This window comes from Clostridium pasteurianum DSM 525 = ATCC 6013 (genome assembly GCF_000807255.1).
Classification (GTDB): domain Bacteria; phylum Bacillota; class Clostridia; order Clostridiales; family Clostridiaceae; genus Clostridium_I; species Clostridium_I pasteurianum.
In genome coordinates this window covers 2,503,079-2,517,606 of record NZ_CP009268.1, presented here as the reverse complement: position 1 = coordinate 2,517,606, position 14,528 = coordinate 2,503,079, and the positions used below count along the sequence as shown (strand labels likewise).

Sequence of the window (14,528 nt, the reverse complement as noted above, 5' to 3'; positions counted from 1 at the left end):
TATTATCATCAAATATGTAAATCTATTGATATATTTTATTTGGTGGCATATTGATTTAAAATACTTATAATCTTGTTATAGTACTCTTTATTAGCGTCAATATTATTTACATTTTGTTCTTTTACTAATATAAGAAGCTTTTCTAAACTGGTTGTTTTAGTGTTTACTAGTGCCCCATGTTCCAATAAACTCTTTATAATTGTATAGGTTCCATAGTTAGATTTTTTAGCACATGCATATTCTAAAACTGTTTTACCTTTATTGTCAGTAGCATTAACATCTGCACCATTTTTAATTAGGAGGTCTAAAACTGTATAGTTTTCATAATTAACTGCTGTAATGAGAGGAGTGTATCCATCTGAAGATGCTTTATGGTTTACATTAGCCTTGTTTTCTATAAGCAATTTCACAATATTATAATTTTGTTTCTCAGGTACAGCATACATGAGAGGTGTATATCCTTTTTCTTTTCCATCACTATATCCTTTAAATTCAATGTCCACTGTAGCCTTATGTTCTATAAGAAGCTTTGCGATATCATATTTGTCTACTCCCGTACACGCATGTGTTAATGCTGTATAATTATTCCCAGTATTTTGGTCTGGATTAGTTCCACTATCTAAAAGCTGTTCTACTCTTGATAAATCTCCTCTATCGGCAGCTGCTTCTAGTGTTAACTCATATTGTGTTTGGCGATGGTTGTCGTATACAAGCATACCACCAAAAGCTGTGGGAATAACAAACATTATTGAACCAGCTAGTAGTATGATAATTAATAGTATACGAATTATTAAATTTGCTTTTTTACCTTTCTTTTTCTTGTATGCTTTGCATCCTATAAGTCCTATTATTGATGGCACTGTTAGGATGAAACTGGCAAAAAACATAATAATCATAATAAGAACAAAACCTGTGGCTGCCATTTAAATTACCTCCAATTTTGGTTAACTAAAATTAATGTTAAGTATTTATTTTTGATTATATATAGATTTCTAACTTCCCACCAACATTTAAATAAGCTTATTGTTCAGTTCATAGGGAAGATTTTTTAGTTTTTTGTATTTTTGAAATAAGGTAATAGATATTACATTATTATTTTTAATTATTACATAAAGATATATTAAAATAATATCATATATTTAAGTATAATTTCTATATTCAAGAAAATTTTCTAAAAACATAATGTATACTAAATTATGATAAGAATTTTAAGGTAGAAATTAACTTAGTAACAAAAGTTAATTTTTATAATAAAAACATGATTTTAAAATAAATATTTCCTGTAATTATTTTAAAAAATCAATTATAAAAGAAGGATTTTTAATAAATTATGTTGAAATGTATAAAAGAAGCTTAAAAACCTTTGGAGGTTTAATATTTATGGGTGAAGAAAAGATTGTACTAAAAGGAAATAAAGATGGACTAAATGTGCTAATTGATATGAATGCCTTTAAAGATTTCGGTGAAATGCTGGAAAAATTAGAACAAAAGCTTTTGAGAGGTAAAAGATTTTATAAGGGTTGTACATTAAAAATCACTACGCAGCTTAAATTTATAAGTGAAAGAGAGCTTAGAAAATTAAAGGATATTCTTTTTGAAGAATTTCTTATAAAAGATTGTATATTTCAGGACATTGAAGAAAATGAAAGTAGAATTTTTACAGGGATTTATGAAGGAAGAACTAAATTTTTAAGAAAAACTGTAAGAAGTGGTCAGGTAATAAGTTATTCTGGAAATATTGTTATAATAGGAGATGTAAATCCAGGTTCTGAAATTTTTGCGGCTGGCAATATCATTGTCCTTGGAACTCTTAAGGGGGATGTACATGCTGGTGTAAACGGTAATGAGCAGTCAATTATAGCTGCTTTTAGACTGGAACCTAAGGTTTTGCAAATAGCTAATATAATGACAAGAGCTCCAGAAAATGATGAGAAGCCTGATTACCCGGAGGTAGCAAAAATAAAAGGAAAAACTATAATTGTAGAACCTTATTCACCTAATAAATTCATATAATGGAGGTAAATTAAATGGGAGAAGCTATTGTAATAACATCTGGAAAAGGTGGAGTTGGTAAAACTACTACTACGGCAAATATTGGTACGGCACTTGCAGCTATGGGTAAAAAAGTAGTTATGGTGGATGGAGATACAGGACTTAGAAACTTGGATGTGTTAATGGGCCTTGAAAATAGAATTGTCTTTACACTTCTTGATGTAGTTGAGGAAAATTGCAGGTTAAAGCAGGCACTCATAAGAGATAAGAGATATGAAAATTTGTTCCTGCTGCCTACAGCTCAGACTAGGGATAAAAATGATGTAAACGCGGAACAGATGCTCAATTTAATTAATGAACTTAAAAGTGAATATGATTATATATTGATTGACTGCCCTGCAGGTATTGAACAGGGATTTGAAAATGCTGTAATAGGTGCTGATAGGGCCATTGTTGTGGTAAATCCAGAAGTCACATCAGTGAGAGATGCTGATAGGGTAATTGGAAAACTGGATGCTAGAGGACTGGACGATCATAAGCTTATAATTAACAGGATAGATGCAGATATGGTAAAGCAAGGGGACATGCTTGGCATTAATGATATAATAGACAATCTTGCAATAAAGCTCATTGGGGTTGTACCTAATGATAGGGATATAACAATTTCAACTAATAGAGGAGAGCCCATAGTATTAAATAACAATTCAAAAGCAGGACATGCATTTTCTGATATTGCAAGGAGAATAATCGGGGAAGAAGTTCCTTTTATTCCCTTAGAGGATCAGGAAACATCAAAAGGTTTTGTAGCTGCTATAAAAAAAATATTTAAATTTAGATAGTTAGGAGATAAGGTATGGATTTATTCAGATTATTTTCAAACAGACCTTCTTCAAAGGATGTGGCCAAAGAAAGATTAAAATTGATTTTAATTCATGATAGAGCTGATTTATCTCCAGAACTTCTTGAACTTATAAAGGGTGAGATAATGAATGTAATAGCAAGATATGTGGAGATTGATAATTCTGATGTGGAAGTAAAACTTACAAAAGTCAAAGAACAAGACGGAAATTCTCCTGCACTTGTAGCAAATATACCTATAAGAAAAATGAAAGCTAAAAAATAAAATTATTAAAAAAACTGTTCTAAGATAATTAGGGCAGTTTTTTTGTCATAAAAATTTATTAAATAAATATATATGATATTGTATGAATTATATATGGGGAGGAAATAATGGGTAGCTTCAATAGTCAGTATGGAAATTACTACAATACTTTATCAAAGAAAAACTATGGTCAGAATAGATTATCATACAATGGACAATCTAGTTTTCAACAACCTTTTTTTACTAAAAAGAAACTTTTAAGGACTTTTGAAATACAGCTTATTGGTACTTTAGTTCTCTTTCTCGTTGCATTTACCTGTAAAATTTATGTTAATCCACAGACAAAGGCAGTATATACTTATTCTAAAAGCATTGTAAATCAAAATTTTGATTATAAATCTGCAATGATATATTTAAAGGAAATCAATGTAAATAGTTTAATAGCTTCGGTTAAAAGTGGTAACATAACAGATATTCAGAGTAAAGTGATTAATTGGATTGATATTCTTAAGACAAAATTTACAGGAGGTAAAACTACAAGGGAAAATATAAGTCATAATTTTATATTACCTGTAAGCGGTAAGTTGATACAAAGCTATGGCAGTATAAAAGACAATAATAAAAATTTGGTAAAATTTCGTAAGGGTATAAATATATATTCCACCTTGAATTCAGATGTAAAAGCTTCCTATGATGGATTTATAAAAGAAATTGGAGAAGATAAATCTCTTGGAAAATATTTAGTTATAGATCATGGAAGTGGTATTGAGACAAAATATGCTCATATGGATTCACTTAAAGTTAAAAAGGGTGATAAAGTTATTAAGGGACAAATTATTGGAAGAGCTGGTAGTACAGAAGACAGAAAGAATTCATCACTATATTTTGAATTGACATATATGGGTGAAGAACTTAATCCCCAAGAATACTTAAACATTTAATATTTTAGGGACTTTGAAAATGAATAGTCAGTATTTTAGTATTGACTATTTATTTTTGTATTTGTAAGCAATGAACTTGGAGTGATCCTTTGATTAAAATAAATAAATTTTTTATACCGTATATAATACTACTTATTTTTATAGGCTTTAATGGAAATCTAATTACAGCTTTTATAATGGTTATTTTTCATGAATTTACCCATTATTTTGTAGCTAGATATTTTGGATTTAAAAGCGGTAATGTTGAAATTTTGCCTTTTGGTGCTGTACTAACGGTTAATGATTTTGAAGAAGCATCTTTTAAAGAGGATCTAATAATTTCACTGTCAGGACCAATATTCAATTTAGTACTGGCAGTAATTTTTTATATAGTGTACTTATATTTTCATAATACAATTATAAATTCTCTATTTTTAACTAATGCTGCTCTTGGCGTATTTAATCTAGTGCCGGCATTGCCTTTAGATGGTGGTAGAATATTTAGAAATTTAATGGCTAGAAAGATAAGATACAGACTTGCAAATTTTATTATTATTATAGTTAGCATATGTATTGGAAGTGCATTTATGTTATATTATATATATTGCTTTTTTAAAGGTCAGATGAACTTGTCCTTTGGGATTATAGCACTTTATATAATAATATATTCTTTTAGGGAAAAGGAAAGGATAGCATATATAATTATGAGTGATATTATAAAGAAAAAGTTTAAATTTATTAAAAGAGGATATATAGAAAATAAAAGTTTTTCTATATACAGTAAAAATGATTTGTTGAAGGCCCTTAGTCTTGTAGAGAAAAATAAATATAATATATTTACAGTTCTTGATGATGAGCTTAGGGTTATAGATATAATTTATGAAGAGGAAATTTTGGAGGCCTTGAAAAGTTATGGTAACATAACTCTTGAAGAACTTGTAGATATACGAGAAAAAAATGAATTGTAAATTATACACTTTTGATAATACATTTTATATGTTAGAATATCAATGAATTGTAATGCAGCAGCTAAGGAGGAAATGTAATTGAAAAAAATAACTGATGATATTTTACATAGAGTTGAGAAACCTGCCAGATATACTGGTGGAGAATTCAATTCCTGTGTTAAAGATAAAAATAAGGTAGATATAAGATTTGCCTTTTGTTTTCCAGATGTATATGAAGTTGGTATGTCTCATCTAGGTATGAAAATACTTTATCATGTTTTAAATAAAAGGGAAGATACCTATTGCGAGAGAAGTTTTGCTCCTTGGCCGGATATGGAAAAGTTAATGAGGAAAGATAATATACCATTGTATACTCTTGAAACAAAGGATTCTTTAAGAGAATTTGATTTTATTGGATTTACACTCCAATATGAAATGAGTTATACAAATATTTTAAATATGCTGGATATGGCTGGTATAGAAGTAAGAGCCTCAAAGAGAAAGGAAGAAGACCCTATAGTAATATGCGGAGGTCCCTGTGCTTATAATCCTGAACCACTATATGACATAGCTGATATATTTTCTATTGGAGAGGGAGAAGAACATCTAAATGAATTACTGGATTTATATAAAAAATATAAAGGTAAGAGTAAAAGGGAATTTTTAAGAGAAGCTGCTAAGATAGAAGGAACTTATGTGCCAAGTCTCTATGAAGCTTATTATAATGAGGATGGAACCCTAGAGGAATTGAGACCCAAATATAAAGATCTGCCTAATAAGATAAAAAAGAGAATAATTAGTAATTTAAATGAAGTAGAATATCCAGATAAACTTATTGTTCCTTACAATGAAATTGTACATGATAGAATTATGCTTGAAACTTTTAGAGGATGTACTAGAGGATGTAGATTTTGCCAGGCAGGAATGATCTATAGACCTGTAAGGGAGAAAAAATCAGAAAAATTATTGGATATATCAGAAAAATTAATTGAAAATACAGGGTATGATGAAATTTCTCTAACCTCCTTAAGTATTTGTGATTATTCTGACATACAGAGTTTAATTAATTCTATGATAGAAAAGTACAGAAATGAAAAGGTTGGAATATCACTTCCATCTCTTAGAATAGATTCTTTTTCAGTAGATTTGATAAAAGAGATTCAAAAGGTAAGAAAAACAGGACTTACTTTTGCTCCAGAAGCGGGATCTCAGAGAATGAGAGATGTAATAAATAAAGGAGTAACAGAAGAGGATCTAATTAATTCTGTGGGAAGTGCTTTTAAAGCTGGATGGTCCACTATTAAACTTTATTTTATGATAGGTCTTCCTTTTGAGACTATAGAGGATGTTAAGGGAATAGCCTATTTATCTAAAAAAGTTGTAGAAGAGTATTATAAAGTTCCAAAGGGAGAGAGAAAAAAGGGATTAAAGGTTACCGCAAGCACCTCTATATTTGTACCTAAACCCTTCACTCCTTTTCAATGGGCACCAATGGATAAGATGGACTCTGTAAGAGAAAAAATAGGTGAATTACAAAAGGTTATGGAGAGAAGAGTAACTTATAATTGGCACGAAACTCCTGTAAGCTATTTAGAGGCAGTCTTTGCCAGAGGAGACAGGAGAATGTGTGATGTGCTTGTAAGAGCTTTTGAAAAAGGAGCAAAGTTTGATGGCTGGGATCAATACTTTGATTATGAACTTTGGATGGAAGCACTAAAAGAGTGTAATGTAGATGGAGATTTTTATGCCTATAGGGAAAGAGAGTATGATGAAGTTTTACCGTGGGATTTTATAGATATAGGTGTAGATAAAGAATTTCTAATTAAAGAAAATGAAAAGGCAAAAATAGCATCAGTTACTCCTGATTGCAGAGGCGGATGTAAGAATTGTGGAATAAATGTAAACTTTAAAGAAGGGAAGTGTTTTGAAGGTGCGATATCTAATTAAATTCACTAAGGGATCAGACATAAAATTTGTTTCTCATCTGGATATTATGAGAACTATTCAAAGAACTTTTAAAAGAGCATCGCTTCCTGTAGATTATTCAAGGGGATTTAATCCACATATGAAGTTGTCCATTGCGCAGCCTTTGTCTGTAGGTATGTATTCATTAGGAGATTATATGGATATAGAATTTAAGGAAAAGGTGGAAGAAAGGGAAATAGAAAAAAACTTTAATGAAAGTTCCACAGAAAATATAAAATTATTAAAAGTAGTAGGTATCAGAGAACCCTATGATAAAAATGGTAAAAAAGTTCCTCAGGCTATGGCAGCTATAGATGGAGCAAGTTATATAATAAAAATAAAATATTTAAATACAGATAATCTTAGTTCTGAGCTTGATAATATGCTTAAATCTAAAGAATGGAATATTGTGAAAAAGACTAAAAGTGGTGAAAAAGAGGTTAATATTAAGCCTATGGTTAAAGATTTAAAATTGACTATAGAAGATAATTACCTAATTATGAATGCACAAATTTCCTGTGGCAGCAGAGAGAATTTATCTGCAGATTTATTGGCACAATATATAAAGAAAAATACTAAAGCTGTAGATGAAGAGGCTTTTACGGAAATGGTTAGAACTGAAATGTATGGAATTAAAAATAAGAAATTAGTGCCACTATGGCAGTATTTTCAGCAATAAATATTATTAGAGGTGCTGAAGTTGAAAAATATATTCGTTGAAAGGCAAGATAGCTTACTGAGAATTGCTATAACGGAAAAAGATAAACTTATAGGATGTCGTATGGAGGAAGAAGGTACAGAGGTATATCCAGGTCAAATTTATAAGGGCATAGTTAAAAATATTGTACCTGCTATAAAATGTGCTTTTATAGATATTGGTCGTGGCAAAAATGGCTATATGTATATGGATTCCAAATTTAATAATGTAGATATAAAAAAAGGTCAGGAAATTTTAGTTGAAATCATTAAAGAAAGTATGGGATCTAAAGGTCCTAAACTCACTAATAAAATAACTGTGCCTGGAAGGTATGCTGTAATCGAAACTTTAAATAATGAAATTTCTATTTCAAAAAAAATAGTAGATAGTGAAGTCCAGAATTACCTGAGAAAAAATATACAAAAACCTGATAATACAGGCGTGATGCTTAGGACTAATGCGGAAAAAGTACCTATAGATGAAATAAATGATGAAATTAAAAGATTGTATGAAATTTATCAGGATATTGTGAGAAGGTCAAAGTTATCTAATAAACCTGAGATCATATATAATGATGATGGTGCTTTGGGCAAAGTTTTAAGGGATCTGTTAGATGAATATACAGAAAAAGTAATTGTAAATAGTGAAAAAGATTTTCATTTTATAGAAAATTATATAAAAAATAAAAAAGATATAAAAATAAAATTGGAAAGACATAATTCTTCCATTCCAATTATGGAATACTACAGTATTGAAAAGAAAATATTAGAGCTCAGAAATAATACTGTAGAACTTCACTGTGGTGGTTCCATAGTAATTGATAAGACAGAAGCTATGTATGTTATTGATGTAAATTCAGGTAAGAATGTCAGGCAGAGAAATATTAAAAATACTGCAGAAATTACAAATATAGAAGCAGCAAGGGAGATTCCTCTGCAAATTAGACTTAGAAATTTGAGTGGCATAATAGTTATAGATTTCATAGATTTAGAGGATGATGAGGTGAAAAATAAGATTTTAAATATCTTAGAAAATGGCTTTAAAGAGGATAAAAATAAAACCATAGTCTATCCTTTTACAGAGTTAAATATTGTGCAAATAGCCAGAAGAAGAAGGGGAAAGTCCATATTGGACTACATTGAACAAAGATGCGGCAATTGTAACGGCAATGGAAAAGTATTAAAATTATCCTATTTATCTAATTTAATAAGGAACAATATACTCAGATTAGATAGTGAAAGTGAAAATTTCAATAAACATATTTATATTGAAGTAAATGATGAATATAGAAATATTATATTAAATCATACAGATAAGTTCATAAAGTCTATAGCAGGTGAAGATAAAAATATTTATGTAAAGTTTATAAAGTCTTTTGATACATATAAAGTTTTTCCTTTAATTTATCAAAGTCAAATAGAAGAAAAAAATATATATAGAATATATGGATAAATTTATTTACAAATATTATTATCTGTGTTAAAATGGCATTTGTAGACCGCGCACACAAGGTTTTGTATAAACAGTTTACTGTACCTGAGTTGGCGAGACTGGTTTGAGGAGGTGTTTTAATGTACGCAGTATTAGTTACTGGAGGAAAACAATATAAAGTTTCAGAGGGAGACGTAATATTCGTTGAAAAACTTGAAGCTGAAGTTGATTCTAATGTAGAATTGACAAGTGTTCTTGCGGTTGGAAAAGAAGATGGATTAGTTATAGGTAAGCCTGTAGTTGAAGGCGCTAAGGTTGTTGCTAAAGTAGCAGAACAGGGAAAGGCTAAGAAGGTTATAGTTTTCAAATATAAGCGTAAAAAGGACTATAGAAGAAAACAAGGCCACAGACAGCCTTACACTAAGCTTTTAATCGAAAAAATTGAAGCATAGTCATGATTGATATTATTTTTATGAAAAAACATAATTGTCTTGTTTCTTTTAACATAAAGGGGCATGCAGGTTTTGCTGAAGAAGGATACGATATTGTTTGTAGTGCCGTATCTGCTTTAGCTTATACCTTTGCTAACGGTATTACAGAAGTTATTGGAATAGATGCCGATATAAATATCTGTGATGGTTTTTTAAACTTGAATTTAGAAAATCAAAACTGTGACAATATAGAAAAATGTCAAGTATTGCTGAAAACAATGTTATATGGAATTCAGAATATGAAAATTAATTATGGTGACTATATAAGAGTAGATATAGAGGAGGTGCAGTAGAATGTTAGTTATGAATCTACAGCTATTTGCTCATAAAAAAGGAGTAGGTAGTTCAAAAAACGGTAGAGATAGTGAGTCTAAAAGACTTGGAGTTAAAAGTGCTGATGGAGAATTTGTACTTGCTGGAAATATATTGGTTAGACAGAGAGGAACAAAGATTCACCCTGGAACTAATGTAGGTAAAGGATCTGATGATACTCTTTTTGCTAAAGTTGACGGAGTAGTTAAATATGAAAGAGTTGGCAGAGACAAGAAAAAAGCAAGTGTTTATCCTGTAGTTGTAGAAGAAAGCATAGCTGAATAATTTAAAGCACCCTTATAGGGGTGCTTTTTTACTCCATAAAAGGAAGGTGAAAATGATGTTTATTGATACAGCTAAAATATTTATAAAATCTGGTAATGGAGGTAATGGCTCCGTTTCTTTTAGAAGAGAAAAATATGTACCACTAGGTGGTCCAGATGGAGGCGACGGTGGTAATGGTGGAGATGTAATCTTTATAGCAGACCAGAATATGACCACTCTTTTAGATTTTACCTATAAGAGAAAATATGTGGCAGAAGTTGGAGTACCTGGTTCAGGATCAAAATGCTATGGTAAAGATGGAAAGGATCTTTATATAAAAGTTCCTATGGGTACAATAATTAAAGATGTGGAAACTGGTAAAATTATTGGAGATTTAGCTCATGCAGGAGATAAAGTTATTGCTGCTAGAGGTGGTAAGGGAGGAAAGGGAAATGCAAAATTCTGTACTCCTACAAGACAGGCACCAAACTTTGCAGAGCCTGGTATGCCAGGAGAGGAAAGATGGATAACTCTAGAACTTAAACTTTTAGCCGATGTAGGGCTTATAGGATTCCCAAACGTAGGTAAATCTACTTTGCTTTCTATGGTGTCAAAGGCAAAGCCTAAAATTGCAAATTATCACTTTACAACTATAAAGCCTAATCTTGGTGTAGTTAGTTTACCTGGAATTCAAGGATTTGTCATGGCAGACATTCCAGGTATTATTGAAGGAGCTGCAGAAGGTGTGGGGCTCGGATTGCAATTTTTAAGACATATTGAAAGAACCAGACTCCTTATTCATGTAGTCGATATCTCTGGCAGTGAAGGAAGAGATCCTATAGAAGATTTCATTAAAATTAATGAAGAGTTAAAAAAGTATAGTGTGAAGCTTTGGGATAGACCTCAGATAATAGCTGCAAATAAAAGTGATATAGCTTATGATGATGAAAATTTCAATAATTTTAAAAAGAGATTAGAAGAAATGGGATATAAAAATATTTTTAAAATTTCAGCAGCTACAAGGCAAGGGGTAGATGAATTGCTAAAAGAAACTGCAAAACAGCTCTCTAATATACCTGTTACTGAACTTGAAATTAGTGAAGAAGAAAGATTTGTCCCAGAGGAAAAGAGATTTACTTATGAGATTCATAAGGAAGAAGATGCTTATGTAATAGAGGGATCTTTTGTGGATAGACTGTTTAACAGTGTAAATATTAATGATCCTGAATCGCTTATGTATTTTCACAAGGTTCTCAGAAACAAAGGCATTATTGATGAATTAATCAGCATGGGAATAAAAGATGGTGAATTAGTAAGATTAAATGACTTTGAATTTGAGTTTTTATTGTAGGAGGAATTTTAAAATGATAACAAGCAAACAGAGAAGTTATTTGAGAGGTCTGGCAAATAAAATTCAGCCTATTTTTCAAATAGGTAAAAATGATATAGAAGAAACTTTTATAAAACAAATAAATGATGCACTTACTGCTAGGGAACTCATAAAGATAACGGTCTTGGAAACCAGTGACTATACTGCTAGAGAGGCTAGTGATTTACTTTGCAAAAAATTAAAGTGTGAAGGTGTTCAGGCAATTGGAAGAAAATTTGTATTATATAGAAGATCTAAAGATAATGCTAAAATAGAATTGCCTGTTTAGTCATACTGAATAAATAACATAAGTGCATATATATTTTTGCATTATATATAATAGAATTCTGAAATTGAGAGTTTGTAATTATACTTTAATTTTTGGAATTCTATTTTTATTATTAATTATATGAGAAGAAAATGTAATATTACAATAAATTACATATATCTATATTATAAATATGATATAATGTATTTGTTATATTTAACAATTGAAGAATTAAACATTATTTTAATGATATATTAAAGAGGTATTAAAATGAAAAAAGGCATTTTAGGAGGGACTTTTGATCCTCTTCACAATGGACATTTAAATATTGCTTATGAAGCAGCAGAAAGATTGAATTTAGATAAAATAGTTTTTATACCCACAGGTAATCCTCCTCATAAAAAAGATAAGCTAGTAACAGATGCATCTATAAGGTATAAAATGGTTGAAAATGCAATAAAAGATGAAGCTATTTTTGAGATAGATGATTATGAAATCAATAAAAAAGATCTAAGTTTTACTTATATTACTTTAGAATACCTTAGTAAAAAGGAACCAAATACTGAGTGGTATTTTATAAGCGGAGCTGATTGTCTTGTTGAAATGGAAAGTTGGAAAAATATTAAGAGAATATTAGAACTTTGTCATTTTGTAGTATTTAGCAGGGCTGGGTATAAAAAGGTGGAGCTGGAATATCAAAAAGAAAAAATTCAGAAAAAATATAACGCAGATATTATACTTTTAAATTTACCATTAATGGATATATCTGCATCTTACATAAGAGAAAAAATTAGATGCAGTAATAATATATCATATTTAGTACCCAATTCAGTTTTGAAGGATATTAATAGACTAAAACTTTATCAGGGAGAGAAGTATTATGTGGAATGAATTTGAAATGGAAGAGTATCTAAAAAAGAATTTAACAAAGGGAAGATTAAAACATAGCTTGGGTGTAAGGGATACTGCAGAAATATTGGCAAAAAAATATGGGGCAGATGTCCATAAAGCCAGAATTGCTGGTTTAATACATGATTGTGCCAAACAAATGGATGAGAATAAGATATTGGATATTTGTTCTGAAAATGGATACAAATTAGATTATATAGCCTGTAAAAATCCTTCTATTATGCATGGAGCAGCTGCATCTGTAATTGCTAAAAAACTAATGGGAGTGGAGGATGAGGATATATTAAATTCAATTGAATACCATACAACAGGTAGAAAAAACATGAGCTTGTTAGAAAAAGTAATTTATTTAGCAGATTATATAGAACCTTCGAGAGATTTTCAAGGAGTTGATATTCTCAGAGAAACAGTAAATAAAGATTTAAATGAGGGATTGCTGCTTTCGTTTAATAATACTATAGAATTGGTAATTTCAAGAGGAAATTTAATTCATCTGAATACTGTTGAAGCTAGAAACTATATTATATGTAATGAAAAGTAGGTGTATTTAATGGGGGAAAAAAGGGAAAGAAAAAAATCAAATAAAGTGATGAAAACAGTTATAATTATAGCTTTGGCTTTAATTATATGTGTTGGAGTCGGAGTTACATGTTTCACTGTTTTCTATTTATCAAGTATTAATAGTAAGTCCAGTGCTATTAATATTAATTATTTAGAACCACAGAAGGGGCAGCCTGTAAATATATTAGTAGCAGGAGTAGATATAGCTTCTAATAATTCCTTGGAGTTAGGAAAGAAAAATAATATAAAAAAGGCAAATGCCATAGTACTTCTTCACTATGAACCTAAGGATGAAAAGTTAAAAATTATCTCAATTCCAAGAGATACTATGATTAAACTAAATGAAAAAAGGCAGAAAATAAATATATCTAATTCTGTAAATGGTCCTAAGTATTTGACTAATAATGTAGAAGAGTTGATGAATACAAAGATTAATTATTATGTTCAATTGGACTATAATGCTTTTAGAAGTGTAATTGATTCTCTTGGTGGAGTTGATGTAAATATAGATAAGAACATGAATTATGATGATAATGTGCAAAATTTACATATAAATTTTGATAAGGGTCTTACTCGTTTAAATGGTGAAAAAGCAGAAGAATACTTTAGATGGGTTAAAAATAGCAGTGATAAAGATTCAGAAGGTAATGATTTACTTAGGATAAAGAATCAGCAGATGCTCATGGAGTCAGTTATAAATAAGTTTGGAAAATTTTCTACTATTTTTAGATATCCTGCTATAATATCTTCGATCTCTAAACATTTAGAAACAAATATGACTCCTAATCAAATTTTAAAGTATGCACGAATTTTCAGTAATTTAAAAAATGAAAATATAAGTCTTACTACAGCAAAAGGATTAAAAGTTTCTATTGAAGATGAAAATTATTTTTTATTGGATACAGCAGGTAATGCTGCTAATCTTTCTACATCTAAAACGGTAAGTAAATCTGAGGATATAAATAATTCAATATTAAAAATAAGTATACTAAATGGAACGGATAAAGCTGGACTTGCAAAAAATTATCAGACAAAGTTTAAGGATTATGGATTTAACAATATAATTACTGGTAATGCACCAAAAAAACCAGTAGAAAATACTAAAGTTGTTTTTTATGGTACTGATGAAAACCAGTTGATACAGATAAATAATAGTATAAATAAGGGTTTAAAAGCTGATAGTTATGAAATTGTACCGCAAAAGACTTCAAAATATGATGTATTAATTATTTTAGGAAATGATTTAGGCATATGAAAATAAATAGAAAGTAAAGATGCTACAGATATTTTGAATGTGCCT

Annotated in this window: 17 protein-coding genes; 16 read left to right on the top strand and 1 reads right to left on the bottom strand. The window is 29.8% G+C overall.

Annotated elements, in window-relative coordinates; genetic code table 11:
* Positions 1 to 35: 35 nt before the first annotated feature.
* The gene (locus CLPA_RS11410) at positions 36 to 923 is read right to left on the bottom strand and encodes an ankyrin repeat domain-containing protein (protein WP_003441404.1); all 888 of its coding nucleotides are present in this window, start codon (positions 921 to 923) and stop codon (positions 36 to 38) included.
* Positions 924 to 1,380: 457 nt separating this feature from the next.
* On the opposite strand from CLPA_RS11410, the gene minC reads away from it, so the two are divergent.
* The 16 genes from minC to CLPA_RS11330 all read left to right on the top strand — a co-directional run bounded on the left by minC (position 1,381) and on the right by CLPA_RS11330 (position 14,483).
* Positions 1,381 to 2,013: a septum site-determining protein MinC gene (minC, locus tag CLPA_RS11405; RefSeq protein ID WP_003441414.1), complete on the top strand. Its 633-nt coding sequence runs from the start codon at positions 1,381 to 1,383 to the stop codon at positions 2,011 to 2,013.
* A 14-nt stretch (positions 2,014 to 2,027) separates the two neighbouring features.
* Positions 2,028 to 2,831 carry a septum site-determining protein MinD gene (gene minD / locus CLPA_RS11400; protein WP_003441425.1) on the top strand — a complete coding sequence of 268 codons (804 nt, stop codon included), beginning with the start codon at positions 2,028 to 2,030 and terminating at the stop codon, positions 2,829 to 2,831.
* A 14-nt stretch (positions 2,832 to 2,845) separates the two neighbouring features.
* Complete coding sequence (gene minE, locus CLPA_RS11395; RefSeq protein ID WP_003441427.1) at positions 2,846 to 3,115, top strand: cell division topological specificity factor MinE; 270 nt, start codon at positions 2,846 to 2,848, stop codon at positions 3,113 to 3,115.
* Positions 3,116 to 3,222: 107 nt separating this feature from the next.
* Positions 3,223 to 4,035 (top strand): M23 family metallopeptidase, encoded by an 813-nt coding sequence (locus CLPA_RS11390; RefSeq protein ID WP_003441429.1) that lies wholly within the window; start codon positions 3,223 to 3,225, stop codon positions 4,033 to 4,035.
* Positions 4,036 to 4,124: 89 nt separating this feature from the next.
* Positions 4,125 to 4,982, top strand: a complete 858-nt coding sequence (locus CLPA_RS11385; protein ID WP_003441431.1) for a M50 family metallopeptidase — start codon at positions 4,125 to 4,127, stop codon at positions 4,980 to 4,982.
* 78 nt (positions 4,983 to 5,060) lie between these two features.
* The gene (locus tag CLPA_RS11380; protein ID WP_003441432.1) at positions 5,061 to 6,908 is read left to right on the top strand and encodes a TIGR03960 family B12-binding radical SAM protein; all 1,848 of its coding nucleotides are present in this window, start codon (positions 5,061 to 5,063) and stop codon (positions 6,906 to 6,908) included.
* Complete coding sequence (locus CLPA_RS11375; RefSeq protein ID WP_003441437.1) at positions 6,886 to 7,605, top strand: TIGR03936 family radical SAM-associated protein; 720 nt, start codon at positions 6,886 to 6,888, stop codon at positions 7,603 to 7,605. Before CLPA_RS11380 ends, CLPA_RS11375 begins: the two co-directional genes overlap by 23 nt.
* Positions 7,606 to 7,626: 21 nt before the next feature.
* Entirely contained in the window at positions 7,627 to 9,075 is a 1,449-nt protein-coding gene (locus tag CLPA_RS11370) for an Rne/Rng family ribonuclease (RefSeq protein ID WP_003441438.1), read from the top strand.
* A gap of 119 nt (positions 9,076 to 9,194) precedes the next feature.
* Positions 9,195 to 9,506 (top strand): 50S ribosomal protein L21, encoded by a 312-nt coding sequence (rplU, locus tag CLPA_RS11365; protein ID WP_003441440.1) that lies wholly within the window; start codon positions 9,195 to 9,197, stop codon positions 9,504 to 9,506.
* Positions 9,507 to 9,508: 2 nt separating this feature from the next.
* Positions 9,509 to 9,838 carry a ribosomal-processing cysteine protease Prp gene (locus CLPA_RS11360; RefSeq protein ID WP_003441442.1) on the top strand — a complete coding sequence of 110 codons (330 nt, stop codon included), beginning with the start codon at positions 9,509 to 9,511 and terminating at the stop codon, positions 9,836 to 9,838.
* 1 nt (position 9,839) lies between these two features.
* Positions 9,840 to 10,142, top strand: a complete 303-nt coding sequence (gene rpmA, locus CLPA_RS11355; protein ID WP_003441445.1) for a 50S ribosomal protein L27 — start codon at positions 9,840 to 9,842, stop codon at positions 10,140 to 10,142.
* Between the two features lie 55 nt (positions 10,143 to 10,197).
* Positions 10,198 to 11,472 carry a GTPase ObgE gene (gene obgE / locus CLPA_RS11350; protein ID WP_003441448.1) on the top strand — a complete coding sequence of 425 codons (1,275 nt, stop codon included), beginning with the start codon at positions 10,198 to 10,200 and terminating at the stop codon, positions 11,470 to 11,472.
* Positions 11,473 to 11,485: 13 nt separating this feature from the next.
* On the top strand, positions 11,486 to 11,779 hold the full coding sequence (gene yhbY / locus CLPA_RS11345; protein ID WP_003441450.1) for a ribosome assembly RNA-binding protein YhbY: 294 nt from the start codon (positions 11,486 to 11,488) through the stop codon (positions 11,777 to 11,779).
* Between the two features lie 249 nt (positions 11,780 to 12,028).
* Positions 12,029 to 12,649 (top strand): nicotinate-nucleotide adenylyltransferase, encoded by a 621-nt coding sequence (nadD, locus tag CLPA_RS11340; protein WP_003441452.1) that lies wholly within the window; start codon positions 12,029 to 12,031, stop codon positions 12,647 to 12,649.
* Positions 12,639 to 13,208, top strand: a complete 570-nt coding sequence (yqeK, locus tag CLPA_RS11335; RefSeq protein WP_003441455.1) for a bis(5'-nucleosyl)-tetraphosphatase (symmetrical) YqeK — start codon at positions 12,639 to 12,641, stop codon at positions 13,206 to 13,208. Before nadD ends, yqeK begins: the two co-directional genes overlap by 11 nt.
* A gap of 9 nt (positions 13,209 to 13,217) precedes the next feature.
* A complete protein-coding gene (locus CLPA_RS11330) occupies positions 13,218 to 14,483 on the top strand; it encodes an LCP family protein (protein ID WP_003441458.1) in 1,266 nt (421 codons plus the stop codon).
* The last annotated feature ends 45 nt before the right edge of the window (positions 14,484 to 14,528 follow it).

Coding starts and splice junctions, on each gene's coding strand:
- CLPA_RS11390 (WP_003441429.1), top strand. CDS start 3,223: ATGGGTAGCTTCAATAGTCAGTATGGAAATTACTACAATACTTTATCA.
- minC (WP_003441414.1), top strand. CDS start 1,381: ATGGGTGAAGAAAAGATTGTACTAAAAGGAAATAAAGATGGACTAAAT.
- minD (WP_003441425.1), top strand. CDS start 2,028: ATGGGAGAAGCTATTGTAATAACATCTGGAAAAGGTGGAGTTGGTAAA.
- yhbY (WP_003441450.1), top strand. CDS start 11,486: ATGATAACAAGCAAACAGAGAAGTTATTTGAGAGGTCTGGCAAATAAA.
- yqeK (WP_003441455.1), top strand. CDS start 12,639: ATGTGGAATGAATTTGAAATGGAAGAGTATCTAAAAAAGAATTTAACA.
- nadD (WP_003441452.1), top strand. CDS start 12,029: ATGAAAAAAGGCATTTTAGGAGGGACTTTTGATCCTCTTCACAATGGA.
- CLPA_RS11360 (WP_003441442.1), top strand. CDS start 9,509: ATGATTGATATTATTTTTATGAAAAAACATAATTGTCTTGTTTCTTTT.
- CLPA_RS11410 (WP_003441404.1), bottom strand. CDS start 923: ATGGCAGCCACAGGTTTTGTTCTTATTATGATTATTATGTTTTTTGCC.
- CLPA_RS11330 (WP_003441458.1), top strand. CDS start 13,218: ATGGGGGAAAAAAGGGAAAGAAAAAAATCAAATAAAGTGATGAAAACA.
- obgE (WP_003441448.1), top strand. CDS start 10,198: ATGTTTATTGATACAGCTAAAATATTTATAAAATCTGGTAATGGAGGT.
- minE (WP_003441427.1), top strand. CDS start 2,846: ATGGATTTATTCAGATTATTTTCAAACAGACCTTCTTCAAAGGATGTG.
- rpmA (WP_003441445.1), top strand. CDS start 9,840: ATGTTAGTTATGAATCTACAGCTATTTGCTCATAAAAAAGGAGTAGGT.
- rplU (WP_003441440.1), top strand. CDS start 9,195: ATGTACGCAGTATTAGTTACTGGAGGAAAACAATATAAAGTTTCAGAG.